This is a genomic window from uncultured Metabacillus sp., from assembly GCF_947503125.1.
Lineage (GTDB): Bacteria > Bacillota > Bacilli > Bacillales > Bacillaceae > Metabacillus.
Genome location: NZ_CANNCR010000002.1, coordinates 109,603 through 133,712, shown reverse-complemented (window position 1 = coordinate 133,712; position 24,110 = coordinate 109,603). Strand labels below are relative to the sequence as shown.

Here is a 24,110-nt window from a genome sequence, read left to right as displayed (position 1 = left end):
TTTACAGGAAGCCAGACTTTATACCAACTTCCTGTTATATGTTTATTTTACCTCTGTAAATACTCAGTCATGAAATTCTTTGCATCATTTTTATTAGTAAATTGAATGTCTAAACGTCCATTCTTGAATAGTTTAATATTTTTTAACTGGTGTAAATTAATATCATGTGTTGTCATTATGTCCTGGTCTCTGTTATTTACAATTGAATTGTGCAGCTCATTTAATTCATTTAATATATCTGTTTCACCTGTCATATAGTGACTTAATGCTTTGAATAACATTGTAAAATTTTCTCTGTAATTATAATGAATTCTATAAGCGTTGAAATACTTAATATCAAAACTATCACAATAGAAAAATGAATTTATACTAATTTTATTATTATTTAACTTTATATCTTTATTGCTAATCACATTAGATATATTTTCTTTTATTTCTTGAGTCGCTTTTTCTTGGAAGTTGTACCCGTCCAAGCTTTCTATTACCTCACTTATTAGATCATCCGATGTTACATTACAGTCATATTTTTTAACTAGTTCGTAACTATCGATTGATATGTTATATTTTTTGTTGAAATATCCAACAATGCCATGAACAAAGCTTTTTGTAAGTTGCTTTATTCTGTCTTCTAATGGGTTAAAATCGTGATAATTTTCTACATATTTGTTATTTTCGTTTAGTTGTTTTAATTGGTCTATGGTATCATTGTAAACGCTCAAAACCTCTTTGAATTGTTTTTCTAGGTTGTTAACGTGTTCCTGATCCTCTTCACTTATAACGCTGTTATTTCCTTTTGTAAGGTCAATATCTTCAAACGCTAAGAATATATCATCTTTGTTAACGTCTACTTGACTTGCAAAGAATTGTAAATCTACATTCATGTTATCTACAGTTTCAATAATAGATGGATCAACTTTGATTTCTTCCTGTTCGTTTGTATCTTCGCTGTTATAGATAATCTCCTCTTCTGCTTGTATTTCTTCTTGTTCTTCATCATGGATATTTTCACTTGCTAATTGTTTAGCCAGTTCTAAGCGCTCGTCATTCAACACTGCCCACCATATAGAAGATCGCTGCTTTCCTCCCCATCTGAAGCCTACAGATTTCATTTTATTTCTTGTTTCTTCATCTGGTTTACTAGTGAATGTTATTTCTATTCCGTTTTCTTTGCTTCCTGTGCCAGTTTTATATGTAATAGTGTTATTTACTTTATCTTTATTTTGAGTCGCTTCTGTGCCTTCTGGTGCTGCTTCTTGACTTGTTGTATTCTCTTCTACTGTTTCACCTTGTAATAAATTATCCTTTTGTGCATTCTCTCTTTTTGCTTTCTTATATACGATTTTTTCTGTTACTTCTTCAACTTCTTGTAATGTGTAAATTTTAATTTTGCCTTCTGCAAGATTCTTTTCAAATTTATTTAAAAAATCATAGTAGCGTTTTCCGTTTTTAGTTTCCTGGTATCCTCTTTTTTCCGATCCTAATAATTGATAAGAGTATGTTTTATCTGTTAAGTTATAAACTTTCCAGTAATGGCCGTGATAATCAAAAGATAAAACGTCTCCAACTTGTAATGTTTTTCTATCTGTAACTTCTACCGGCTTAATAACTTTTTTAACTACTTTTTTAATAACCGGAACTAATTGTGTATTATCTGCAATATGTTTTTCGATTCTGTCAACAAAAGCATTTACTTTTTTCATTGTTTCTTTTTCGTATCCTCCGAACAGATAACCGTCACATTGAAAAGCGCCTTTTCCCTTCGCTATTATATTTCCGTCCTTTTCAATATGCCAGTTGCAGCCTTTAGGATTAGCATTTTTATATGTTGGATACTCTTCAATGATAGTTTTGCTTTTATGCTCTTTTTCCATCATGCGATCAATGGCCTTTTGAGACATTTCCTTTTCATTTTCTGAAGCTGCTTTATCGTTAATAGTTGCTTGTAACTTTTCAATTTTTGCCCAATCTGGAGAATATGTACTTTTTGTTATTTGTCTTCCGCTGTCATGAGTTCCGTAAACATCAATCAATAATATGTATCCGTCTTTTTCTGCTATGCCGTCCCAACGTGCTGGACTCCAGTAGTCCGTGTAAGAATCGCTTTCATCTGGTTTATATCCGTAACATTTCCAGCCTCTTTCTACTAATCCTACATAAATGTTTGCTACGCTTTCCTGGTTATCATAATATGTCATTGTGATCCGCTCCTTTTTAAGTTGTTTTATTAACTTATCTTATGTCTATATTATACATTAAATTTATCTTTATTACAAGTAAATTTATCATATATTATTAAATATTATTTGTTCAATTTAAATAAAAACCTGATTTTATCGCAAAAAAAAATCCAACAAACGGCACTAGTTTGTGTTTAGTTCCGATTGTTGGATCGTATAATTTTTAAAAAGCTGGCTCTAACTCATATGCAAAGCGTTCTAACATTGTTTCTAAGCCTCTAATACATTCTTCTCTATTAAATGAATGAAAGTTATATTTTCCGTTGTATGGGTTACATGGTAGCATCTTTGAGGCCTTTTCTACATTTTCAAACCGTCCAAAGATTGAATACACTGAGGATAAATCGTCATCGATTTTTAGATAATATTTTCCTAGTTCCGTGTTAAGCTCATAGCCTCCCGAAATGTAATAATCACTTTCTACAGCTCCGAATAATTTAATTAACCCCAAAACATCATTATTGAATATGTACATGTCTTTTTTAGAAATTTTCTTCATTTCAAAAACTCCTTTTAAATTTAATTTGTTTCTATTTATTTAAGTTTGCAAGTTCCTTAATTTCTTTTATTTGGTACTCGTTGCCTTCATCAATTAATTGAAATTTTTCTTTTGCTTCTATTTTGTTTACTGCATTTATTACAGTTTGGAAGTATCCTCTCATTGGAGGAATTTCATAAATTACTACAAATTTCATAATGTTACCACTCCTTTTTCGTTTATAATTTTAAGCTGTTTGTTTTTCTTGATAATATTTTTTAACTTTATTACTGATTATTCTACTAGAATCATCTTTATCAATATTAAAGATAGTCATTAAAATTTCAGCTTCAATCGTCATTGGATGAAAATAATCTTTTTTGTGTCCTTCTTCATTGTGATATTGCAAAGTATGGATTATAAAACCTTCATTCCCTAATTTTTGAGGCATTTCACTAATAAAACCATTAATAAAGCTTTGTTTTTCTTGTTCGTCTGCTTCTACTTCATGTTTAATAAAATTATCTTTAACAGTGTTTTCGATTAACGTTTTTATTTCTTCATTCATGAATTGATTGCCTTTACTTTCCCATGCTGCAACTTTATTCATTCTTTCTATTTCTCTTTTAGCTTCCATTTCTTCACGTTCTATTTGTTGATTTTCTTTTTCTAACCGAATTCTTTCTTGTTCTGCTTTTTCCCTTGCTTCCTTTTCGTCTTTCTCATTAATAATATAATTGTTTAGTTTATCTTCATTTAGGAAATCATTTTCAATAACATATACCGCAAAATTATAAGCTGTTTTTGTAACTGATGAAAAAGAATCTTCTTCATTGTTGTATAACCTGTAATCCGTTTTAGGTTTAGTCATACCGTCTAAACGTCTGCTATAATATGAATAATTTTCTTCAATTGTTGGTGTATATCCTTTTTGTAATAATGTATAGATAAATTCTTTTTCTTTCATTACATCGTTTTCGAATCTGATTAAATTATCAAGTGTATTTTCTTGTTTAGCTTTCTGTATTGGCTTTAAATTATTAGTAAATCCTAAATATGTATTGTTTAATTTGATCATATTAACAACCTCCAGGAATTGTATAATTCATTTCTTTAACTTAAGTAAATTATAACATGATACCGGAACTAATACAAGTAAAATAATCATATATTTATTAAATTATATACTTTATTTTTGACAAGGATTAACATAAAAAGTGAATTTGATCGAGAAATAAAAAACAGCCCTTTAAGGCTGATTAGATTAATACAAATGCTATTCTTCCGTTAATTGTTTCTAATACTGTTTTAACTTCAAAATTACGCTCATTAATCCAGTTTTGAAAAGTCTCTTTTTCTTGTTCGCATTCTTTTAAATCATCAAAAAATGTTACGTTTAAACCTTCATCATATAGTAAATTTTCTTCTTTAGTGTAGCTATGATCTTTTGTTTGTAGTAGCTCCTCATGACTTAATCCAAAATATTCGCTAGTTGTTTTAATGTTTGACATTTTAAATCACTCCAATTAGTTTAATTTGTTTATAATATAGTTTAGATACAATCAATATTATATACAGTTTTTAAAAGTAAAGAAGTATTCCTGTTTGATTTTTGAAACATGTTTCATGAACACCTACCGCAAAATTATCAGTAGAAACAATTCCAAACTCTTCATACTCATTCTTACTTCGGTCAAAATATCGTACAATAGGATACCATTCATTGCTACCAGTTCGACTATGATCTAAATTACGAATTACTGTAAATTTAGTTCCTAATACTTTATATTCTTCACCTGCTTTTACTTTGTCTAATGTTAAGCTGTGTAATTTCACAAATGATTCCCATGCTTTCTTACTAGGTTTAATCACTTTTGTTCCATCAATTGAATCATATGTGTTTTTAGCTTCTTTGAATGACTGTTCAGATACTTCATCTAACAAAATTGAAATGTAACCTTTGTTTTTTCTAGTTTTAACTGTCATTTTAACATTTCCCCTTTATATGTAAGATTTAATATTTCTATTGCACTCCACTAATTAAATTTATTAATGAAGTGCTAACAAATATTAAATTTATCTTTATTAAATTGGTTGCCAATCTTTCAAAAATACTTCAAATACCCTAATTGTTCCCATTGTTACATCCTTAGAAGCTAACCTTTTAAATATCTGATAAACTTCTTCAGAAGCTTCTTGATCAATGTAGTTTTCTAATTCCATTAAATTCTCTAACGACATTCTAATTTTTTCACCATTTAATAATTTAAATACTGTTTCATTAATGTTTTTCATTTTATTCTGTCCCCTTTATGTAACTGTATTTGTTTAACTCTTAACTTTATATCTATATTATATATGATAAGTTTATCTTTATCAAGTGCTTATTTATAAATTTATCAATTTTCTTTCAATATTTTTAAATAAAACTCCTCATTTATGCAAAGATTAAAATTTATTATTTTTATTACCAACATGAACGAATCCGACAATTAAAGCGACTAGAATGAGATATACAATAACACCGATTAGAATAATCATAGCGCTTAATACTCCTTATAATTTATTTTAAGATTAATTTACTTTATTGATACTTTTATACATTATGAATGAGCTGCCAAGAATGAAAATTGCTAGGTATGTAAGTAACATTGTGAAGGCCTCCTTTCTTTAGAGTTGATTATGATTATTTACTGATATAGTTTTCAATTGGTGGATTATATGAGTTAGAAATTTTATATTGTTGGATTGGGTCAAGTGAAGATTCTTGTTGAGTTGGTGAGATTGCTTGAACGTTAGAACATGCTGCAATTGTTAGAATGATTAGAGATGATAAGATAAGTTTTAATGTGATTGATAAAGTTTTATTTTTCATTTTGGTTAGCTCCTTTTGTCCTTTAGGACTGTTTATTTTATTATATGATTCTGATTAGTAAAGTATGATTAATTTAGTTTTATTTAAGCTGTTTTTGTAAATTTGCTAACTTTTTCAATTTCTCCAATATGACCAATTTGAATTGTATATCCTTTTGTTCTGCTTCTGTATTTTCTTACAATTACTTCATTTTCGTTTATCTCGTAAATTGTTCCTTGATCAGACGATAGGCCAAAAATACCATCAATATATACTTTCACTTTGTCACCAACTTTTAAGCCTTCAATATCCTTTTTACCTATAATCTTTCTTTTTAAATCCATATGAGTAATATTAAAGTTTTCTTTAAGTTTATTTATAAATTTTTCCGGTACACCAACAATACAGTAATTGCCTACTCTAATTCTAAAATTCAGTCCATCTTCATCAAAAGTATACATTTTATTATCACGCATATAATTTAAAATTGCTTCTTCATCTTCTTTAGTTTCATAGCTTAGTCTATATGTATATGTGCCATTTTCTAAGATGTTATTTTCTTCTTGATCACGGTATAAAGAAAGTTGATATTTTTCCTGTAACTGCTCTTCTGTAGATTTAGAAATTGCATCAAGAATAAATTCGTTATCACTGTATTTTTCAGTAAAGTAGTTAATTATTTCATTTTTAGTTGTCATTTGTAAAACCTCCAATAATTGATTAATTTAGTTTTATTATTAATTCGTTTTGATTAGCTTCTATACTTAGTATTATACAGAATAATTTACCAATTGTCTATAGATAATTTTAAAATATATTATATTTATTTGTAAAAAGTTTTATACTTCCCTTACTTTTTTAATTCCTTTTCAATCTGAAATAGTTCATTCATAGTTTCATCAATGTAAATGGAATAGTATGGATCATTTTTGTCTAAGTGCGAAGTATCTGAAAGGATGAATTCTAAGAGGTCACGTTTAGAGGTTAGTTGTTCTTTGTTTGACATGTGATACACTCCTTTTGATTTGAATAGGATTGATATAGTATATTATATGTTAGTATGATTAGTTTATGCGTGTACATGTGAGAGAATTATATAAGTTTTGTGAGCTTCAGCGAACAAATAGACTACAACTTGTTTGTAGTCTGAATGGTAAAGAGTAAAATAAAAGGCCTTCCACTGGTTAGGGTGAAAGGCTGCTAATTATGGATGATATGTATGATTAATTTATTTTACTGGTTCCGATTCTCTCAAAGAATATATAAACCAGTACCAGTAAAATTTGTTTGTATGCGTTTTGTTGGATAAAGCTTTATATTGAGCTTACTCCACTTTATGACATACATTTAATTTATTTCTATATTATTAATAATTTCCCAATATCTAACCGTTTTTGTTTTCTCTCCTTCTCTTTCACTTGTTCGCTTAGATACAATAAGATAGTTAAATTTATTATCCTTTAAATATGCGTTAAGTGTATTAATGCCTTTTTGGAGTCTTCCTCTAGAATCTTTAAGAGATATTTTATTTATCAATTCTTTTTGACCATCTTTTAATATGCGTTTACCTATTACGCTTTCTAGATATTCATTCAATTCCATTCTTTCATTATCCTCCTCTAACCATCTAATATTATATTTATTTAAATGTTTGGATACTGCGTTAGAATATCCGAATTTATCCTTCTTCATGCAATCTATATCATTAATATCTATTAAACATTTAAAATATATTAGATCATTTATTTTCTTAGTGAGTTGACCATTTATAATATCATCATAGATTATATTAGAGTGATCTAATTCTCTTTGATACTTCTTTACATAGGCTTCAATTCCATTTTGTCTTAGATACATAGCCATTGCTATTTTCTTTCTTAATTGTGTTTCTATTCCTCCTAGCTGCTGATTAGTTAAGGATTTAATATATACATTCAGTTTATTATCGTCCTTACTTAGTCGTTTCCTTCCTATACATTGTATAATTGTTCCTATGTCTCTAACATCACAAACAATATGCTTTAACTCTTTATCGTGTATATTTACACCAGTATCTAAGCATGTAGTAGTAATTAATATTAATTCATCAAACTTTTCATTCAGTAGCATATTATTTATTTTATCAGTGTTAACATGTTTATAGTACTCTTTATTGTTTTGACTGCAATTAAAAAGACAATGCTTCTCATACTTTTTATATAGTTCATATGCTTTCTTAGCTGATTGAATAAAGAATATTCCCTTTTGATTGGTTCTTATTGCATCTTTCATAAATGTATCTAGTGTTGTGTCTTTAGTGAATAGAGTTAGATTATCTATAAATGAATAGTCTAAAGGTATCTCATAATCAATTGTGTTAAGTTTCTTATAGTTGTTAATATACTTCTTCATATAGTCACCAGTAGCAGACATAAACAGTCTTATTTTGTCTGATTGCTCAAGAATAGTATTAAGTGACATATCAGTAGTTTTGTTGAAAGCTGCGTCACTCATAAAGTAATGGAATTCATCGCATACAATATATTTATATAGTGTGAAGTCAAACTGCTTATTCTTTTTTATTAGTGCTTCAATGTGTTGATAAGACTTAATATGTATTGTGTCTTGTTTATTGTCGCTTATTATCTCTTGTTGAAACTGATTAATACAGTTAGTTCTATGTAGTAGGAATAGAATTTTTTTATTATCTTTCTTGGCCAATGCGTGTAGATTATTCTTGATAAAGTAACTCTTTCCTCTACCGGTTCCAGCTTTGATCGTAACAATATCGCTTGGATTCCATGACTTGATATGGTCAATTGTAATTAGTTCGCTTACTCTCATTTATTTAGTTCCTCCTGATTATGTTAATCGAATATGTAATAGAATGTTTATGTAGTGATTAACTGAATATTATTTGTTAGTGATTGTTTTATACTTATCTATTGCTTGTTGAAGATCATCATTGATAATATAGAGTGAGAATAACTTGTTTGTCTTAGGTTCCTTTGCTATTGTCACACGTTTAATGTTTTGACTAGTGAGATAGTCTGAAAGATTCTTAGAGTAACAGTAAAAGAAATTTATATTATTAGCGTCCATTTGATCACCTTCTTTCTATATAGAGTTACTTCTAGTATAACATTGATTGATTGGAATGTATATAGGCAAGTGTAAATAAGATTAATTTGTTTTTATGTTAATTAGATCAAGAAAGCCAGTTATTTATATGTGATCCTGTTATGTGTTTATTTGAATAAGTACAGCTTTTAACCTGGTCACTGTTATATAAAGTTTCGAATGTTGGCCGTTTTATTATTAAGCTGCTGTTATATGAAAAATTGCCTGCTTTTTGGTATGGTTCCTGTTATATGATAATTTGAATTTTTTGAGGAATGGATAGAAAATAGGTAAAAATCCGAAAAATAAAGGGTAAAAAGTAGACGTTTTAAGCACTTATAATGGCATGTAAGACGGTTAAAATTAAATGATAATAATAAGACAGTCTAAAGGATAAAAAACGTTTAGAATGGAAAATAAAGCGTAAAAGGAAAAGTAAAGGATTATAAGTGTTTTTATATTTATTTTATTCTTATAACCCTTTTATTAAGTTGCTAAGCTAATATCTGAATATTATCCTCATAAATAAGATTGTATTGTGTCATCTCTTCATTAGTCAATTGACGGTTAAAGACTGCAATCTTAGTTGTATTATTGTATGATATCCATCCTTTAGGATAATTATCATTATCTATAATAGTATTCTCGTTTCCTTTATAATAATAAACTTTAGAATTACTATACTCATTTGCGTACTCTGAAAAATAAGTATTAAATAGTGTTAACATATCATTATAATACTTTTCTACACTGCATCCATGAAAAGAGTAAACATGTTCACCTTTATATAAGTACCTTTGCCATCCTTCCCTTATTTCAAGTTGTAACCCTTTTTCCTTCATGAACACTAATAATCGTGATCCTTCTAATGATAAGTTTTGTTGCTCTTTTTCTCTGTTTAGTTTTTGTTGTTGGTTGTATTCATAACGTTGAATATATGACTTTAACTTATAGTATCTGTCATCTCTGTCTATAGTTATTGGCAAGGATTCTATATAGTTAAAGTATTCAATCATATCATTATAAGACATGTTACCCTTTGAGAATACATATTCATGTTCTAGTTGCTTTAAGCGTTCGTTAGTCATAGTTGGATGTAAAGAAGATATAATCATTGTAACTGGTATCATGTTAGTTAATGCATAGTTGTATGCTTCTGAATAGGTTGTAAATGTGTTTTTATATAGGTGGAATACTTCAGTTTGTTGAGTTGCTTCTTGAGTTGTAGAAGGTTGTAAAGTAGCAACCTCTTTTATAATCATATCATAGTCGAAGTCTACGCTATCACAGTATGTTTTAGCTTCTGAATAAGATGAAAAGCATCTATTTCCTACTGTGAATGTTTCCTCATTAGCTGTATTATCTTCTTTAGTTGATGCAACCTCTAAATTATTTACATTAAGTTTATTCATAATATCGTTGAATAAGTTATCTATTTCTTGAATTGTTTCTAATACGTGACCACTTTGGTAATAGAATTCGTTTAATATTGCAGTGTCTTCAGTTTGTTGTTTGAGTAAAGAATGATAATACTGTTGTGTCATGAAAAGAGATTCTGAAGTGTCACCTTTATAATAATTGTGTGCTTCTTTAACAAGTCCGTTAATGATAGTTTTAACGTCTGATTTTACTTGTTTATTATATTTACGTGCGCCTTTACCTTCACACTTGATAGTATATTTATCATTAGTAAGATTATATGTAACTGTTGTTTCAATGCGTTGAACGTCTGTATAGATATCATTTGTAGGATTAACATATAGATAAATGTGAAGTAGATTGTTATCTTGATATTGTTCAATTGAGGTAATACGTGTTTTAAGGATGTTTTCGAAACCTTTCATAACTTTAGTAAGATAAAACTTTTTAGATGATTGATTAAACATGTGAACATCTCCCTTTTAATATGTTTGCTTTCTTTAACTATCTTTATTATACTATATTATATGTGAGAATACAATAAAAGATACTAAATAAGATTAATTTATTTGTATGTTTTTATTGAATGAACAAGTGAAATATTTTAACCTGATATAGTGGTATATTTACAAAGGATAGAGTTAGTTACTATTAGTAAGTAAGTTACATATTGATAGTTAATTATGAAATGTTAGTTAGTGTAGATATATTAGTAAGTATTTATACAACAGTGTATAGCGAAAAGTTACCAGTAAAATGATACCAGGTTACAAAAAGTAAGTTAGTGATAATAAGTCATTGGAGTGCGCTTGTATGTTACCTCACGATTTAAATATAAGCAGCTTTTAATAAATAAGGTGAAATGAGAAAAATTTTAAATAAATTAGTGAATAGGTTGGAAATGCTGCAATATCGGATAAGATTATGAATTAACCCTATAATGAATCTTCTATATACCATTGAGGGGGCGTATATTTACATTTATTGGCATTTTATATAGGAACAAATGTTCACAAGCAGATTGAGTTCCACACTAGAGTTATTTTTTGACTCCATAGAACATAAATTTCTATCGTAACTTGTATCGTAGAAATCCTTTATTATCAATATTTTTATCAGTTTAAGCCATCTAAGAATTAATCTAAATGCAGCATAATTTAACTATGGAAGTCGATCAATCCCTTATAATCATTATGTTTTAACGATACGTACACTCTCAAACACAAAAAGAGACGACTTAAAATCGCCTCTAACCCTTAATAATATTGAGTTTTATTCTATTCTCTCTAACTTCTCTCGACAGCCTAAAAAATCATTCTCGATATCCTCTGGATATAAAAATAAACACTTATAATTTTCTAACTGATTATACTTTTCTATTTTTCTATGAGTCTTATCTATGTAATCTTTAATTCTTGTACTATTATCCTTTTGTCTTTCTATATACATTCCAAAATATTCAATAAACCAACACCCACTTTTAGAAACAATTATCCAGTCCGGCTGCATACTATCAATATTGATTAAAGATCTACTACCTTTACGCTTATTGTATATTACATTTTCAAACTTTTCTTCAAGCAGATCATTTATTCTAGCTTCTTCTAGGGAGTCAAATTCATTTCTATGAAAATTAACATCAAAGTCTAGCTCAGTAAATTGATCAGGGTATATTTTGTTTATCCAATGAAATAGATTGCCATTATCATTAACAACTATATAATTATATAAAGACCTTGCCTTTTTAGTAAGCGTATAATTAGTTAAATATAAAGGTATTTTTTCAACTTGTAATTTCATATCATTTACAATCAGCCACTTCAAGTCAAATAAAAGATTCTTCTCTTCTTTGTAATAATTTGGACTTACTGTTTTATATTTGTAGCCTGGATATTTAAAATCATTATATTGCACTATGAAGTACAGTATATTTCCGTCAGTTAAACTTCTTATCCCTGCCTTCTTACATATTTCATCATAATTAAACTTAAACATATCATCAATTTTAATATTAAATTTATTTATGTAATTATCGAAAACTTTATTTGCAATTTCGTATGTAAGTTCAATATGCTTAAACACTGACTGCTTGTATTTCCATGCTTCTAAATAATATAAATCTCCAAGTATATCAGTATATAATTCATTCATACTTAATAAATTATTTATTGCTTGTAATCTATATTTCTTATTAAACTCCGCAAAACTACTTATATCATATATATTTAATTTATCCTTATTAATTATGTATTTTATTATTTCTAAGTAATCTTCTTTATTTTTAATAATTGGTGGAATTGTATTTAAATTATCAATATAAAACAAATAAATATCAATAACCTTATGATCTCTAAATATTTTATAGGTTTCCTCACCGTATTTCATATTAATTCTTGATAAATACATATCATTTCTTCTTACGAAATCCCTTGCTCTATTTTCATCCCATCTATTACAATCTCTACAGTAAGTATCAAATTCTTTAGAAGAATTTAAATTTAATTTAAAGAAATTTTCATGTAAGGGATAATACGTATTACACTTACTACACCTTTGAAATTTTGTATTCGGATATTCTTTTAATACATCAACAATTGCATCCTTTATAAATAAACTGTAATTATTTAATTCGTCTTCACTTATACAGTTAATAAATTGTTCATCTTCACTAACTTGTTCAACATTTAAATATCTCAGCAATATATTCATAGCTTTACGTTGCTCAACGTTTAACCTTCCAATCTTAGACTTTTTAAGAACGTCTTTTAAGCCTTGTTCATTTACACATTTAACTTCTTGTATTCCTCCATTAATAAATGAATAATCAAGCGTGAATATCTTTATTTTATCTTTGTAAGTTTCATAATTACTTTGTAAAATAACGTTTCCTTTTCGTAACAATACTTTATCAGATACATAACTTATCGGATAATACTTATCACCTCCATCTTCAATAATAGGAACAACAATATCACCAATTAACACTTCCTTTTGAACCAAAAGACCATCTCCTTTTTTATAATATGTATATTTATTTTATTTATATTTTCTAGATGACTTAAGCATGTAGTTACTTCTAATATATCACACTATAAATAACGTGTAAATACTTTATATTAAATTTATTTATAATATTTTTACACCACTCAATCCCTTATCACATCTACATTATCCAGCTATGAATCCCTAATTTTACGATACTCAATTTTCACGCTTACGATAATCTGATCAATACATCATCCACTTGCCTAGTCAATCACCTACCGGGGGATATATTTACACCAATTAAAAAAGGTAGCCTATACAGACCGCCTTCAAATATAATCCTTATGTATAATTATTTTACCTTTATTATCTATCCACCATAGTCTTTGTAAAACTAACGTATCATCCAATTCATCCTCAATATCATTCACATTAACCTCGAACAACTCAATATTATTCTTTATACAATATTTCAACTTATACTCTTTTACTCTAGAAGTATTCAAAACTTCAATTGCAGTAGTATATTCTTTATCTTTACCTGCTCCAATGTCAAAAACACTTATATAATTCTGTTTATTAAATATGCAGCCAATGCAAGGATGAATCTTGTATGAATTGTAACATGATTTAACAACCTTGGGGTCAATTCTCTTTTCAACTTCTTCATTATACTCTAACTCAAATTTATCTAAGCAGGGTTTACATGATGATACATACGGAATTTCTTTTCCATACTCTTTACTCACTGGAGTCTCAGTTGATATAAAACTATTATCTTTAAAAATGATCTCTTTCCCAAATTGATCATACAGTTTAATTTCTTTATTTATAATCATATTGAATAATTTATCTTTAAAACTTTTATGTACATCACTTTCATTATTCCAAGAACCAGTTCTTCTTTCACCTTTTGATTTATTTACCTTTTCAACAGTCATACATTCATTATGATAATACCTTATTACATCCCCACCTGTCTTAGACTTCTTACCAGTATTAACAATTGTCAACTCTTCTTTAGGACTTTTTGTTTTACATTTATAGCAATATCTCATTTCAACTTTACTCTTTTTCGTCATTTCTCCATCTCCCATTTATTAATTTTTGAATAACATAGGTTTCTGCACTACATATAATATATATTATATAAGCTTCAACTTTTGTTTAATTTGTTTATATTATAATTTAATTATTAATGTATATATTTAACTATTATTTAATTAACTTATAACTATTCCCTTCTATATTATATATAGTGCAAATTCCTATGTTTTTCGTTTTTACCATTTATCAATCACATCATAAACAGCTTTATTATCAAGTTTTTCAAGGTATTTATCTACTCCTACAATCTCAATTCTCTTAATATCCACTGGCTTATCAGAAAACAAGTCATACTCCTTTGTAACATATGTATTAGCTTTTCGTTCATCTTCCTTTAATGCCGTACAGAAGAACTCCTGGTTATGATAACAATCAACCATCCTATACTTTCTAAGGTTAGTCAAATATGTACACATTGTTCTCCTAGTCATTCCGGTTTCATTTGCTAAATCAGTTAAACTAATATCGTAACCACTGTACATTTGATTCTGCATCTTTAAATAGCTCCATAAGTAAAAACCTGAGCAACCTAATTCTTTATTACTCATACAGAATAGAAATACTTCAAATGGAATTAAATGTGTCCGGTCAAACTCATAATACGTACCATCCATAACATCTTCATTATCTTCTTTTCTGTAGAATGACTTCACAGGAAGTTTAATCGTATACTTCCTACTCCTAGACTCTTTAATCAACTTCTGAAACTCCTCTTCAATATCACTAAGCAGCACAAATTCTAATATTTCATCTTCAAATGTCCACGAAATAGGATAATCTTTAACAGTAGAACAGTATCCCATTAGATCTAGGACACCGTTCTTTTTAATTAAATAGTCTATCTCAGTATACGTTGGATTATAGCCAAGTATAGATTTAATCGTTTTATTATCAATACTCAATCCACCATACTTAGTGTATCTGTACAGCCAATTAACCAAGTAATAATATGAATAAGCAAAAGGAATATGATTTGACTTTTTAATATGATTCTGTAAGTCTGTGAATATCTCATTAGGAATAAATATTGTAGATTCCTTTTCATCATATTGTAATTGTTTAATTAATTCATCCATATAATCATCCCATCAACATATCATATAAGAATGTCCGTCTAACTCCACTGTGATCTGTTTTAATTGCGTGGTGTAATGCTGCATTCTCACATACAACTACGCAACCTTTACTCGCCCTTGTGATACCTGTATAAACAAATTGTCTAGAAAGTAACATATAGGATGCATAATCAAATGCAAACAATATATGCTTAATGGTACTCCCTTGTGAACGATGGACAGTAATTGCATAAGCCAATTCAATACTATCCAATAAATCTCTGCTATATGGAATTAACTCATCAATATTATCAAACTTAATCCATACAACATTCTTACTTTCATCTTTCTTATTAAAATCAATTTTCTCAATCATTCCCAATGTACCATTAAAGATACTAAACTCACCTTTTTCTCCTGCATCGTAGTTATTACCACACTGAATGATCTTGTCTCCAGTACGGTATTCATATCCCCCACGTTTTACAAATGGCTTACTTACATCATTAAATATTTTTTGTAACTCTAAGTTTAATTTCTTTACGGATAAGTCTCCTCTAGACTTTAATCCTGTTAGCACCTGGAACTCATTTAAATCCTTGTCTTTATATTTATTGCAGATGTCTAGAATAATAGATTGAATGTTTTCTTTATTCTGTACAGGTAATAATACAAAATCCTTCAGCTCACCAACCACTTTATTTTCATAATTGTAACGTTCATTAATCTGTCTTCCATCACGGATCTCATTTGCAGTTGATAATATTCCAGACTTCTGCGCTTGCCTTTGAACAATAGTTAACTCTTGTCTTGGTAATTTATTTGACTTTAAGATATCTTCAAATATTGAAGCAGTTCCTATGGCTGGCAATTGTCCACTATCACCCACGATGATTAACTTACCACCATCTTTAATTGCTGAGAGGACACTATAAAATAGTTGGCTATTCACCATGCTCGCCTCATCTAAAACAATAATGTCATATGGCATTGGATTTCCTCTTTTATATAAGAATTGTCCATTTCCTTCAACTCCAAGCATTCTATGAATAGTCATAGAATTTAACCCATGATCCTCAAGAATTTTCGCAGCTTTCCCACTTAATGCACAACATACATAACTGTAATTGCTAAGTACATTTAGAATACCTTTAACAGTAAAACTCTTTCCTGTACCTCCTTTTCCATTAATTACCAATAAATTGTTATTTACAGCTTCACGAATTGCATTCTTCTGTTCGTCAGTATATTGAAATCCACTTGCATCTTCCAGTTGCTTAATTCTCTCATCAACATTGTCAACCTTTGTTTTTACCTTACCATTAAGCATATCCATCAAATATTCATAAGATTTCTTTTCGAAGTTGTAATTTTTCTTAATTGCTATCTGGTCGCCACTAATATAGAAACTATCATCATTCTCTTCTACATAATCAATCGCATTATGGATTAACCTTTTATCAATCTGCAATAATTCTTTAGCCTTATCTGTTAATCCTTGAACACTGCACCATGAATGACCATACATTGCTTCTTCATCAAGCACATACTTTAATGCTGCAATAATTCGGTTTCTATTCTCCTTATCATCTCCACGGTTCAATGCATATTGATCTACTTTCAGGAATCCAAAGGAAGAAACTTCACACAAATTGTAAATGTTATTTCTCACCTTTTGAATAACTACACTTGCATCTCCAAAGTGATCAATTAATTTCTTCATGGCTTTGAACGTAATATTTAGTTCACTTAGTTCAACCAATGCTTCCTGGATGTCTAAGTTAGCAAATAGGTATTTTTTGATCTTGTCATATGTAGGCTTTCCAATTCCTTTAATGTCGCTATAATCAAATGTATCATCCTTCATCATATCTAAAATTAAATGATTAGGATATTTCTCAATAATTGCTTCAGCCTGTTTTTCTTTTAACATTGCTCTAAGATACGCTTGTTGTTCGTCAACTGACGTAGGTTTCTTTTGTTTGATTGCTACGAATGAATAACCTTTTCCGTACTTCGGATGTTCGGACGGTTCTATAACAATATCGTAAGTTTTCCCTACAAATAATTCTGGACAGTTTCCACTAACAGCAAAATCACCATTGTAACTTAAATCAACCTTTCGCATATCTTGTTGAGTTGGCTCAAATACATATACGCCCCACATGCTTGCACCGTTATAAAACCTTTGTTTGATTACAGTTGCTTTTAACTCAATATTTTTATCCATCATTTCACTCCTATTTTAAATTTATTTTATTTATGTAACTCTAAAACATTATGTAACAACTTCAATCTATATTCTGACAAACTCTTTTTCTTATGTAAAAACAATGATAGCATTGTAGGACTGACACCAATTTTCTTCGCAACGTACTTTTTCATTAATCCTTTTTCTTCAATAATCTTTGTATAATTCACTTTAACTACCCTCCTTTCTTGGTAAAACAAATTTTACCTCAATTCGATATGTATTCATTGTATATTAAATTTACTTTTATAGCAATATATAAATAAATTAAATATACAAATTATTTTAAACCTTCTATAACCCTCATCTCGCTTTTTTAACCTATCGTAATATAAATACCCTTCCTTCCATTTAAAACGCTCAGATCAAACTCCTGCGTCCCCAAAACAACAAATAAGGCCATAACTAATTATGACCTCCACTTATCCAACTCTTCCTCCCCAGCAATCAATTGATAACCTTTATTTTTAGTTTCAGGTTTCTCTAGCCAACCTTCCAAAACTAATTGCTGCATCAAGTCAGATACAATGTTCATTTTTATCCCCATTTCCTTGCGCAACTCGCCAACCCTTGTTTCACCGGACTCGGCAATTATCCGTTTCAATCTATCTAGGTCGCTTTCTTTCTCTATCTCTGGCAGATCCAACTCTTCAATCTGTTCGCCTTTGTATAATTTCTTAAGATTGTTAAATGTCTTCTCTTCCTCATTCTCATCCAATGTTATAACAGGTGCTTGGAATCTTATAAATTCTTCTGTCTGAGCTACATATTTTACTACTCCGTCCCCAAATCCCAATAAATTCCTATAAGGTATCCCCGTTCCGAACACAGTCTTATATTCATTGCTATTATCTAATTTAAATGAGATCCTAGAAGGTAAATTGGTTTTAAGTGTATTGCTCATGACATCTTTGTTTGGTGTCTGTGTTGCAATAATCAAATGAATACCTGAAGCTCTCGCCTTCTGTCCAAGTCGCTCTATCTTGCTTTCCACATCTGCATACTGCATACGCAAATCATTATATTCGTCTATCACACAGATAATATAAGGCATCTTTGATTTACTTTGTCTATTGTAGGCAGCAATATTCTTAACACCCTTTTTAGACATTTTATCATATCTGTTTTCCATTTCATTTATTAGACCGTCTAGTTTACCAATGGCTTCTTCCATATCCTTAATAACCTTTCCTTCTACATGAGGTAATCCTTCGTATAATGTTAATTCGACTTTCTTTGGATCAATTAAAAATAGCCTCAATTCATTCGGTGATTTTAGAAGCATCAATGTCATTAATACTGAGTTCATGAAGACCGATTTTCCACTGTTTGTTCCACCGACAATTAACAGGTGGGGGGCTTTTGTTAAACATTTAAATACCGGTTGATTATACATATCTAGACCACATACAAAAGGAAGTGGATTATCTTGTGTAAACTCCTGGAATTCTTTGCTCTCCAATAATTCTTTAAGGTAAATGATATCACGTTGCTGACATGGGATTAAAAATGTAACTGTGTTGGCTTCTTTGCCTTGAATAATATTAATATCAGATCCCAATGCTGAATTTATATCATTATGCCTATTCTTAATATCTGTATAAACATGGTCTTTCGGTATCTTAAATGTAATTCTTTGCACAGTAGCTCCTAATTCAACATCTAATATTTCAATCTTATCCGTCTTAGTTGCCCTTGCTTTCTTTAATGCTCCAGGTAATTGTGCAATTATTCCATGATCAACTTCTCTGTCTTTTTTAACTCCAATAGGCAACAAGTCAAAATTGTTGATTTTCGTTACAGTCTTCTTAGTATCCTCCATCCTTTCTATAATCGTTTCCTGCTTAATTACAACTTGCTCACTTGATAGGATACTCAATAACTCAGTTTCACTGATTAACTGATCTTTTGAGATAGGAGAGAACCTTCTATTCAAAAAGTTATCAATAAACTGCTTCTTATTTCTATCCTTGAAGAATCGCAAACAATTAAAAAAGTCATATTCTTTTAGCAAATCACTTAATTCATTTTCAAATCTGCCAAAGTCATCATCAGTGTTAATTATTCTAAGTTCAAATCGGTATCCATTATCAAGAATCTTATTGCTAATCTCTTTTACTTCTTTTCTATTAGTATTTGTACCACTAACTTTGTTTAAAACATTGAGAATGGAACGCTGCATTCTTCTCTGTACACGTTTTGCACTTGGGAAGTCATTTCCCCTAAGATATTCTTCATATTGGTCAATAAATATCTCTCTCCAATTGTCTTGACGTAATGTAATAAGCAACTGTATGAATAATTCGCTACTTTTCTGCTGTAAAAGTGATAAATCTTGCAGTAATGATGCTTCATTTTCAGTAAAAATGGGCAAAAATGAAGGACTTGTTAGCTCAATAGTGTAACAATGGAGGGTATTTAGGCTATTTTTTAGGTATTGGTAGTCTCTAAAACACTCTTCACCAAGAATATTACGGAAAAATGGAGGTGTAACAACATAGTTTTCAATAAATGTATCGTTAGCAACTACTTCAAAAGAGAAAATCCCCTCTCCTAACAAGTCAGATGTTAAGAGAGGAAGTGTTGCTTCTTCGTTAAATGATTCAACTAGTCGGACTATATTTGATGAATTGGTACGGTTAGTAGTATTTATTTTATTTTTGAATACCTTAAGCATGTTGATCAATGACTTTCCAAATTGTTTTTGAGTTAATGAACAGATAATATGTGTTAACTACAATAATACCTGTGTTTAATAAAATTATAGTTTCTAATACACCCATTTTTATACCTCCTATGCAGTTAGACTTAATATTTCGCAAGCTTCAGCGAATGAGATTCCATGGTTATATGTTCCAAAGTAGTATCTATCTTCAACTATATTGTAAATAACACAATCTCCTTCATGAGTAAATGTGAAATAAGTTACTTCATCGAAATCTTGTTCCCAAGTTAAAATAATCTTCTCTTTAGTTAGCATTTATTTTCTCTCCTTATGATAATCCTTTAACAAAACGTTGACCGTGTTTCTTACGCAGTTTTTTAATCTCGCTCATCTTGCTTTCTTCTTTCTTTTGTAAAAATAGTCGTCCTGGCTGCAAAGTCACAGTGTTCCATACATTTCTACCTGTCTTCCATAAGTTCTTACCTACATCAATAATATCGTCCCCATTATCAAACTTTGATTTAATAAACTGCGGTGGATTTGCCAATCTGTAAAGTCCACCAATTGCAATTCCAATTTTTAAGAACAACCCTCCTCCATCAACAATATTTCTAGTACCAAATATGAATATCCCTAGTAGACATATGAATAGCGAATATACAATTTGAATACTTCCTAAAGACTTAACTTGATTCCACCATTTATTAAAGTAATGTCTATAGTCATCAAACACCCAAGCTGTTAATGCAAGAGGAGTGATTGCACTAAGACACATGAGATCGAAGAACCTGCGAAAGTTTTGTAAGAATATTGGAATCATGATTGCTATAAGGATAATGTCAAACCCTACAAGTAGTACTGTGTTGAATCCACTCATCTTCATATAAGTCATCATTTCTTCTGCTTTAATTTCACTCGCTCCTATTTTGGTTATGGCTTTAGAAATTAAGTTTAGCAGGTTAAATGTTTGTTCGAATAAAAATGGTGCAAATCCTGAGCCGGTTACTGCCAATGCCCATCTACCCATAATATCTTTGAAGTCTGTATGACGTTTCTTAAACATTCTTTTCATTAATTCGATTAGCGTAAGAATTGTAACTATTAGAATAGAAGAACTTGTAAATACAAGTGTTGCATCTTTTATATAGGAATTATTGAAGATAAATAGTGGGGTTTGTAGGATATACATTAGTAATTCGTACAGTTTTGTGAGTAAATTGACTGAAAGTTGTGCGATATTTTCGGGTAAATGGACGAACCAGTTAATTCCTTTAATGATATATTCCCCAATGGTTTTCCAGGTTTGAAGTGCTCCTACATCTCCTCCACTAGATATCCCTGCTTTGTGTTCGGCTACTTTATATAATGCTCCTTTAGGCTGAAATAGCCAATTAGATTCGGCCTTCGCTACACTGATGTTAGTAAAAAGGAATGTTGGAGTTACTGCTGCATATGGAATTGTAAACTTTTTAATTACTCTTAGAAAGGTTTGATGAACCAGCTTGAACTGCCGAATAACAGATAAGCGACAAGTGCTATTGTGATTATTAAAGTTGGCGCTAACATCATCATTACGAAAGACTTTATTATTTCTTGAACCCATTTGAATGCATCGTTTGTTCTCCTGAAGTATCCCCAACTGCTTGCTATTACTGACATGATCATTGCTGTTGCGAAGCTTATTACTACACATATTCCTAGAAGATATTTGCACAGTTTGATTATATCTGGTGGAGTGATTAGATTCGGAGTTTGTGTAGCTACCGGAACTACTTGTGCTGCAAACGTTAATGTTGGGTCTACGAGGGCTAATATTGATAGTGACGTTACAATTGTTTTTACTGCTATATTTATAAACCTCTTCCCTTCTTTCTTTTTTGTCATCACCTCCTTTGAAAGGCTTTTTGCTAAAAAACTCATTTCTTCTATGGATGGAAGATTTGAATTATTAAGTATGTTATTTTGTTTTGGTTTTATATATTTAGTTTGATTGTCTAATTGCTTTGCGGAGATGTTCAAGGTTATTGTCACTGTCTCCACCTCCTAAACTGCTTTTCTTTTTAAATGTTGGATCAAATTTAGCAAACCATTTAACTCCTGTGATTATTCCGGCACCTAAACTACCAAAAGCACAAACTTTTATGATAACTACTCCAATACCGATCAGTTCAACTCCCATATTAAAAACCTCCTGCTTTGTAATACTTATAACCTTTATCATTAGATGTTAATTTTACTTTTGTGGATTTCTTCCTTGTCTTATATGTTAAGTATGCAGAAACTCCTATACAAACTGTTTGAATTCCAATTAAAGTTGTAATCATTTTAATTTCCTCCCGATTTGTTGTTATTTGTTAACTTAATATATCTATACTCAACTATACGAAAATGGTAAATTGTCCTATGCGTTATTTCTGAAAAAATTACTGAATAATTTTGGAAAAGAAAAATGACACTTTTCAATCAGTGTCACGGTAAAACAATTCTTCAATTGGAGGACATCCCAGAGCTACCCATATACGTAAAAAATAGTCCATTGAAGGTTGATTTCTATTTGATAAGATATTACTAAGAGCTCCTGGATCGATTTCAGTTAGCTCTGAAAGGTCTTTTTGTTTTAACCCTTCCTCAACCATAAATTGCTTAATTTTATTTTTCAATTTAGATGATGATTTCAATTTATAAGTGTCTTTACTTATAGTAAAGGAATGAAACCTTTTCAGCCTTTCTATATGAGCATATAAGCCTGACTTGATAAATTCTTCATGTGATTGGGAAAAGTCTTTGTTAGTAAGCAGCTTTCTGATTTTAAAATACTTGATTAGATCTTCAATCTCATGAACTGTCTCTTTTTCCAATTCAATTTCAAAAATGATTTTCTCGACCATGTATAAACGATCCTCCTTAGTCCCATAATATAAACAACAGTTGCAGAAAGGGATGAACTATATGCTTTATAAAAAATCTCCTAGTGATAAATTTGATGACTATAGCGAAAAAACAAACAAAGGCGGAAAAAAGTTGTAATTATAAAATAAATATGACTAATTAGATGGAGGTATGCTAAATGTCTAGTTTAATGTTAAATGGCTGGAAATATAAAAAGCCGACTTGGGAAACAAATTTAGAAGATGCTTCCGAGAGTGTAATTAGAGAAACTGGCTTATCAAGAGAAAAATTGAAACAAGTTCTGGAAACCTTGTATGATAATCGCATAATCAATTGACTTTAATAGGTAAATTAAATTTAATTTTAAATTTTGAAATATATCTCCGTAGGTACTGGCTGTTTCTTTGAGTACATCAAACATTGAATATGGCGGTTGAGTCAATGTGATTGTCTTATTTTTAACACTTGCTAAGAATTGTGGGTTGTTCATATTTTGAATGAATTCCACATGGGGAGATGGATCTAAAAATCGTCCAGTCTCCCCAGACTTAACGCCAAAATGAAGATGCGCTCCGGTTGAGTGTCCCGTATTTCCTGAGTAGCCGATTAGCTGCCCGATATCTACGTGTTGACCATTTTTTACTACGAATTCAGATAAATGCCCATAGATATACGTCTTGCCGTCCTCTGCTTCAATCAGAATAGTCTTTCCAGCATTCGTTGAACCGTAATCACGGATTAAAATTTTACCTTCCTTAATTGCTCGAAGTGGTTCACCTATTTCCATCTTCAGATCGATGCCCGTGTGTGGGTTCTTTCTGAATCCTTCTTTCTGCAAATATCGTGATGTTATTTTATAACTCATTACATAACTCTCCTTGATTATTATTTTTCTAGTAAATCAAATCTGTAGTCAAATTACCGAGATCGTTCTCACACTGAAAATATACTTACCCAATCAAACCCTTCTTACCCGAAGGGGTAATTACATGGGTAATTTGGTTTGGGTAATGAAAATTTACTCTTTGGGTAATAACAGGGGTATATAGGTTTTAATATCTTAAAATAATA

24 protein-coding genes are annotated in these 24,110 nt (G+C 29.8%); all 24 read right to left on the bottom strand.

The annotated features are described in order from the left end of the window. Window positions 1–47: 47 nt before the first annotated feature. The 24 genes from Q1B07_RS02260 to Q1B07_RS02145 all read right to left on the bottom strand — a co-directional run bounded on the left by Q1B07_RS02260 (window position 48) and on the right by Q1B07_RS02145 (window position 23,904). Entirely contained in the window at window positions 48–2,195 is a 2,148-nt protein-coding gene (locus tag Q1B07_RS02260) for a hypothetical protein (protein WP_299831361.1), read from the bottom strand. Window positions 2,196–2,400: 205 nt separating this feature from the next. Then, window positions 2,401–2,736, bottom strand: coding sequence for a hypothetical protein (locus tag Q1B07_RS02255; protein WP_299831358.1), 336 nt, complete (start codon window positions 2,734–2,736; stop codon window positions 2,401–2,403). Window positions 2,737–2,767: 31 nt separating this feature from the next. After that, on the bottom strand, window positions 2,768–2,932 hold the full coding sequence (locus Q1B07_RS02250; RefSeq protein ID WP_299831355.1) for a hypothetical protein: 165 nt from the start codon (window positions 2,930–2,932) through the stop codon (window positions 2,768–2,770). Window positions 2,933–2,962: 30 nt separating this feature from the next. Beyond that, window positions 2,963–3,793 carry a hypothetical protein gene (locus tag Q1B07_RS02245; protein ID WP_299831352.1) on the bottom strand — a complete coding sequence of 277 codons (831 nt, stop codon included), beginning with the start codon at window positions 3,791–3,793 and terminating at the stop codon, window positions 2,963–2,965. Window positions 3,794–3,974: 181 nt separating this feature from the next. Then, complete coding sequence (locus Q1B07_RS02240) at window positions 3,975–4,226, bottom strand: hypothetical protein (protein WP_299831350.1); 252 nt, start codon at window positions 4,224–4,226, stop codon at window positions 3,975–3,977. Window positions 4,227–4,296: 70 nt separating this feature from the next. Continuing rightward, on the bottom strand, window positions 4,297–4,701 hold the full coding sequence (locus tag Q1B07_RS02235; protein ID WP_299831347.1) for a hypothetical protein: 405 nt from the start codon (window positions 4,699–4,701) through the stop codon (window positions 4,297–4,299). Between the two features lie 99 nt (window positions 4,702–4,800). Continuing rightward, window positions 4,801–5,010, bottom strand: coding sequence for a hypothetical protein (locus Q1B07_RS02230; protein ID WP_299831345.1), 210 nt, complete (start codon window positions 5,008–5,010; stop codon window positions 4,801–4,803). A gap of 391 nt (window positions 5,011–5,401) precedes the next feature. Next, window positions 5,402–5,590, bottom strand: coding sequence for a hypothetical protein (locus Q1B07_RS02225; protein ID WP_299831342.1), 189 nt, complete (start codon window positions 5,588–5,590; stop codon window positions 5,402–5,404). An 83-nt stretch (window positions 5,591–5,673) separates the two neighbouring features. Further along, window positions 5,674–6,267: a hypothetical protein gene (locus Q1B07_RS02220; protein ID WP_299831339.1), complete on the bottom strand. Its 594-nt coding sequence runs from the start codon at window positions 6,265–6,267 to the stop codon at window positions 5,674–5,676. Between the two features lie 152 nt (window positions 6,268–6,419). Then, window positions 6,420–6,575, bottom strand: a complete 156-nt coding sequence (locus Q1B07_RS02215; RefSeq protein WP_299831336.1) for a hypothetical protein — start codon at window positions 6,573–6,575, stop codon at window positions 6,420–6,422. Between the two features lie 341 nt (window positions 6,576–6,916). After that, on the bottom strand, window positions 6,917–8,392 hold the full coding sequence (locus Q1B07_RS02210) for a DEAD/DEAH box helicase family protein (protein WP_299831333.1): 1,476 nt from the start codon (window positions 8,390–8,392) through the stop codon (window positions 6,917–6,919). A gap of 770 nt (window positions 8,393–9,162) precedes the next feature. After that, window positions 9,163–10,554 carry a hypothetical protein gene (locus Q1B07_RS02205; protein ID WP_299831330.1) on the bottom strand — a complete coding sequence of 464 codons (1,392 nt, stop codon included), beginning with the start codon at window positions 10,552–10,554 and terminating at the stop codon, window positions 9,163–9,165. 805 nt (window positions 10,555–11,359) lie between these two features. Continuing rightward, window positions 11,360–13,087, bottom strand: coding sequence for a hypothetical protein (locus Q1B07_RS02200; protein WP_299831327.1), 1,728 nt, complete (start codon window positions 13,085–13,087; stop codon window positions 11,360–11,362). A gap of 314 nt (window positions 13,088–13,401) precedes the next feature. Further along, window positions 13,402–14,154, bottom strand: a complete 753-nt coding sequence (locus tag Q1B07_RS02195; RefSeq protein ID WP_299831324.1) for a hypothetical protein — start codon at window positions 14,152–14,154, stop codon at window positions 13,402–13,404. A gap of 201 nt (window positions 14,155–14,355) precedes the next feature. Continuing rightward, a complete protein-coding gene (locus Q1B07_RS02190; protein ID WP_299831322.1) occupies window positions 14,356–15,255 on the bottom strand; it encodes a hypothetical protein in 900 nt (299 codons plus the stop codon). Window positions 15,256–15,259: 4 nt separating this feature from the next. Continuing rightward, a complete protein-coding gene (locus Q1B07_RS02185; RefSeq protein WP_299831319.1) occupies window positions 15,260–17,467 on the bottom strand; it encodes an AAA family ATPase in 2,208 nt (735 codons plus the stop codon). 23 nt (window positions 17,468–17,490) lie between these two features. Then, window positions 17,491–17,655 carry a helix-turn-helix domain-containing protein gene (locus Q1B07_RS02180; protein WP_299831316.1) on the bottom strand — a complete coding sequence of 55 codons (165 nt, stop codon included), beginning with the start codon at window positions 17,653–17,655 and terminating at the stop codon, window positions 17,491–17,493. Window positions 17,656–17,894: 239 nt separating this feature from the next. Then, complete coding sequence (locus tag Q1B07_RS02175; RefSeq protein ID WP_299831853.1) at window positions 17,895–20,162, bottom strand: FtsK/SpoIIIE domain-containing protein; 2,268 nt, start codon at window positions 20,160–20,162, stop codon at window positions 17,895–17,897. 117 nt (window positions 20,163–20,279) lie between these two features. Beyond that, window positions 20,280–20,465: a hypothetical protein gene (locus tag Q1B07_RS02170; protein ID WP_299831313.1), complete on the bottom strand. Its 186-nt coding sequence runs from the start codon at window positions 20,463–20,465 to the stop codon at window positions 20,280–20,282. A gap of 13 nt (window positions 20,466–20,478) precedes the next feature. Further along, entirely contained in the window at window positions 20,479–21,753 is a 1,275-nt protein-coding gene (locus Q1B07_RS02165; protein ID WP_299831310.1) for a hypothetical protein, read from the bottom strand. Between the two features lie 378 nt (window positions 21,754–22,131). After that, window positions 22,132–22,329: a hypothetical protein gene (locus Q1B07_RS02160; protein WP_299831307.1), complete on the bottom strand. Its 198-nt coding sequence runs from the start codon at window positions 22,327–22,329 to the stop codon at window positions 22,132–22,134. A gap of 1 nt (window position 22,330) precedes the next feature. Further along, on the bottom strand, window positions 22,331–22,474 hold the full coding sequence (locus Q1B07_RS02155; protein WP_299831304.1) for a hypothetical protein: 144 nt from the start codon (window positions 22,472–22,474) through the stop codon (window positions 22,331–22,333). Between the two features lie 135 nt (window positions 22,475–22,609). Beyond that, complete coding sequence (locus Q1B07_RS02150) at window positions 22,610–23,038, bottom strand: helix-turn-helix transcriptional regulator (protein WP_299831297.1); 429 nt, start codon at window positions 23,036–23,038, stop codon at window positions 22,610–22,612. 278 nt (window positions 23,039–23,316) lie between these two features. Further along, window positions 23,317–23,904, bottom strand: a complete 588-nt coding sequence (locus Q1B07_RS02145) for a M23 family metallopeptidase (RefSeq protein ID WP_299831294.1) — start codon at window positions 23,902–23,904, stop codon at window positions 23,317–23,319. Window positions 23,905–24,110 lie beyond the last annotated feature (206 nt).

What these genes read in the sequence shown, in the direction of transcription:
- Q1B07_RS02240 (WP_299831350.1), bottom strand. Translation starts at nt 4,226, where the DNA reads ATGTCAAACATTAAAACAACTAGCGAATATTTTGGATTAAGTCATGAG.
- Q1B07_RS02165 (WP_299831310.1), bottom strand. Translation starts at nt 21,753, where the DNA reads ATGGGTTCAAGAAATAATAAAGTCTTTCGTAATGATGATGTTAGCGCC.
- Q1B07_RS02220 (WP_299831339.1), bottom strand. Translation starts at nt 6,267, where the DNA reads ATGACAACTAAAAATGAAATAATTAACTACTTTACTGAAAAATACAGT.
- Q1B07_RS02235 (WP_299831347.1), bottom strand. Translation starts at nt 4,701, where the DNA reads ATGACAGTTAAAACTAGAAAAAACAAAGGTTACATTTCAATTTTGTTA.
- Q1B07_RS02245 (WP_299831352.1), bottom strand. Translation starts at nt 3,793, where the DNA reads ATGATCAAATTAAACAATACATATTTAGGATTTACTAATAATTTAAAG.
- Q1B07_RS02150 (WP_299831297.1), bottom strand. Translation starts at nt 23,038, where the DNA reads ATGGTCGAGAAAATCATTTTTGAAATTGAATTGGAAAAAGAGACAGTT.
- Q1B07_RS02175 (WP_299831853.1), bottom strand. Translation starts at nt 20,162, where the DNA reads ATGCTTAAGGTATTCAAAAATAAAATAAATACTACTAACCGTACCAAT.
- Q1B07_RS02160 (WP_299831307.1), bottom strand. Translation starts at nt 22,329, where the DNA reads ATGGGAGTTGAACTGATCGGTATTGGAGTAGTTATCATAAAAGTTTGT.
- Q1B07_RS02155 (WP_299831304.1), bottom strand. Translation starts at nt 22,474, where the DNA reads ATGATTACAACTTTAATTGGAATTCAAACAGTTTGTATAGGAGTTTCT.
- Q1B07_RS02250 (WP_299831355.1), bottom strand. Translation starts at nt 2,932, where the DNA reads ATGAAATTTGTAGTAATTTATGAAATTCCTCCAATGAGAGGATACTTC.
- Q1B07_RS02195 (WP_299831324.1), bottom strand. Translation starts at nt 14,154, where the DNA reads ATGACGAAAAAGAGTAAAGTTGAAATGAGATATTGCTATAAATGTAAA.
- Q1B07_RS02205 (WP_299831330.1), bottom strand. Translation starts at nt 10,554, where the DNA reads ATGTTTAATCAATCATCTAAAAAGTTTTATCTTACTAAAGTTATGAAA.
- Q1B07_RS02215 (WP_299831336.1), bottom strand. Translation starts at nt 6,575, where the DNA reads ATGTCAAACAAAGAACAACTAACCTCTAAACGTGACCTCTTAGAATTC.
- Q1B07_RS02255 (WP_299831358.1), bottom strand. Translation starts at nt 2,736, where the DNA reads ATGAAGAAAATTTCTAAAAAAGACATGTACATATTCAATAATGATGTT.
- Q1B07_RS02230 (WP_299831345.1), bottom strand. Translation starts at nt 5,010, where the DNA reads ATGAAAAACATTAATGAAACAGTATTTAAATTATTAAATGGTGAAAAA.
- Q1B07_RS02170 (WP_299831313.1), bottom strand. Translation starts at nt 20,465, where the DNA reads ATGCTAACTAAAGAGAAGATTATTTTAACTTGGGAACAAGATTTCGAT.
- Q1B07_RS02190 (WP_299831322.1), bottom strand. Translation starts at nt 15,255, where the DNA reads ATGGATGAATTAATTAAACAATTACAATATGATGAAAAGGAATCTACA.
- Q1B07_RS02225 (WP_299831342.1), bottom strand. Translation starts at nt 5,590, where the DNA reads ATGAAAAATAAAACTTTATCAATCACATTAAAACTTATCTTATCATCT.
- Q1B07_RS02210 (WP_299831333.1), bottom strand. Translation starts at nt 8,392, where the DNA reads ATGAGAGTAAGCGAACTAATTACAATTGACCATATCAAGTCATGGAAT.
- Q1B07_RS02260 (WP_299831361.1), bottom strand. Translation starts at nt 2,195, where the DNA reads ATGACATATTATGATAACCAGGAAAGCGTAGCAAACATTTATGTAGGA.
- Q1B07_RS02145 (WP_299831294.1), bottom strand. Translation starts at nt 23,904, where the DNA reads ATGAGTTATAAAATAACATCACGATATTTGCAGAAAGAAGGATTCAGA.
- Q1B07_RS02185 (WP_299831319.1), bottom strand. Translation starts at nt 17,467, where the DNA reads ATGATGGATAAAAATATTGAGTTAAAAGCAACTGTAATCAAACAAAGG.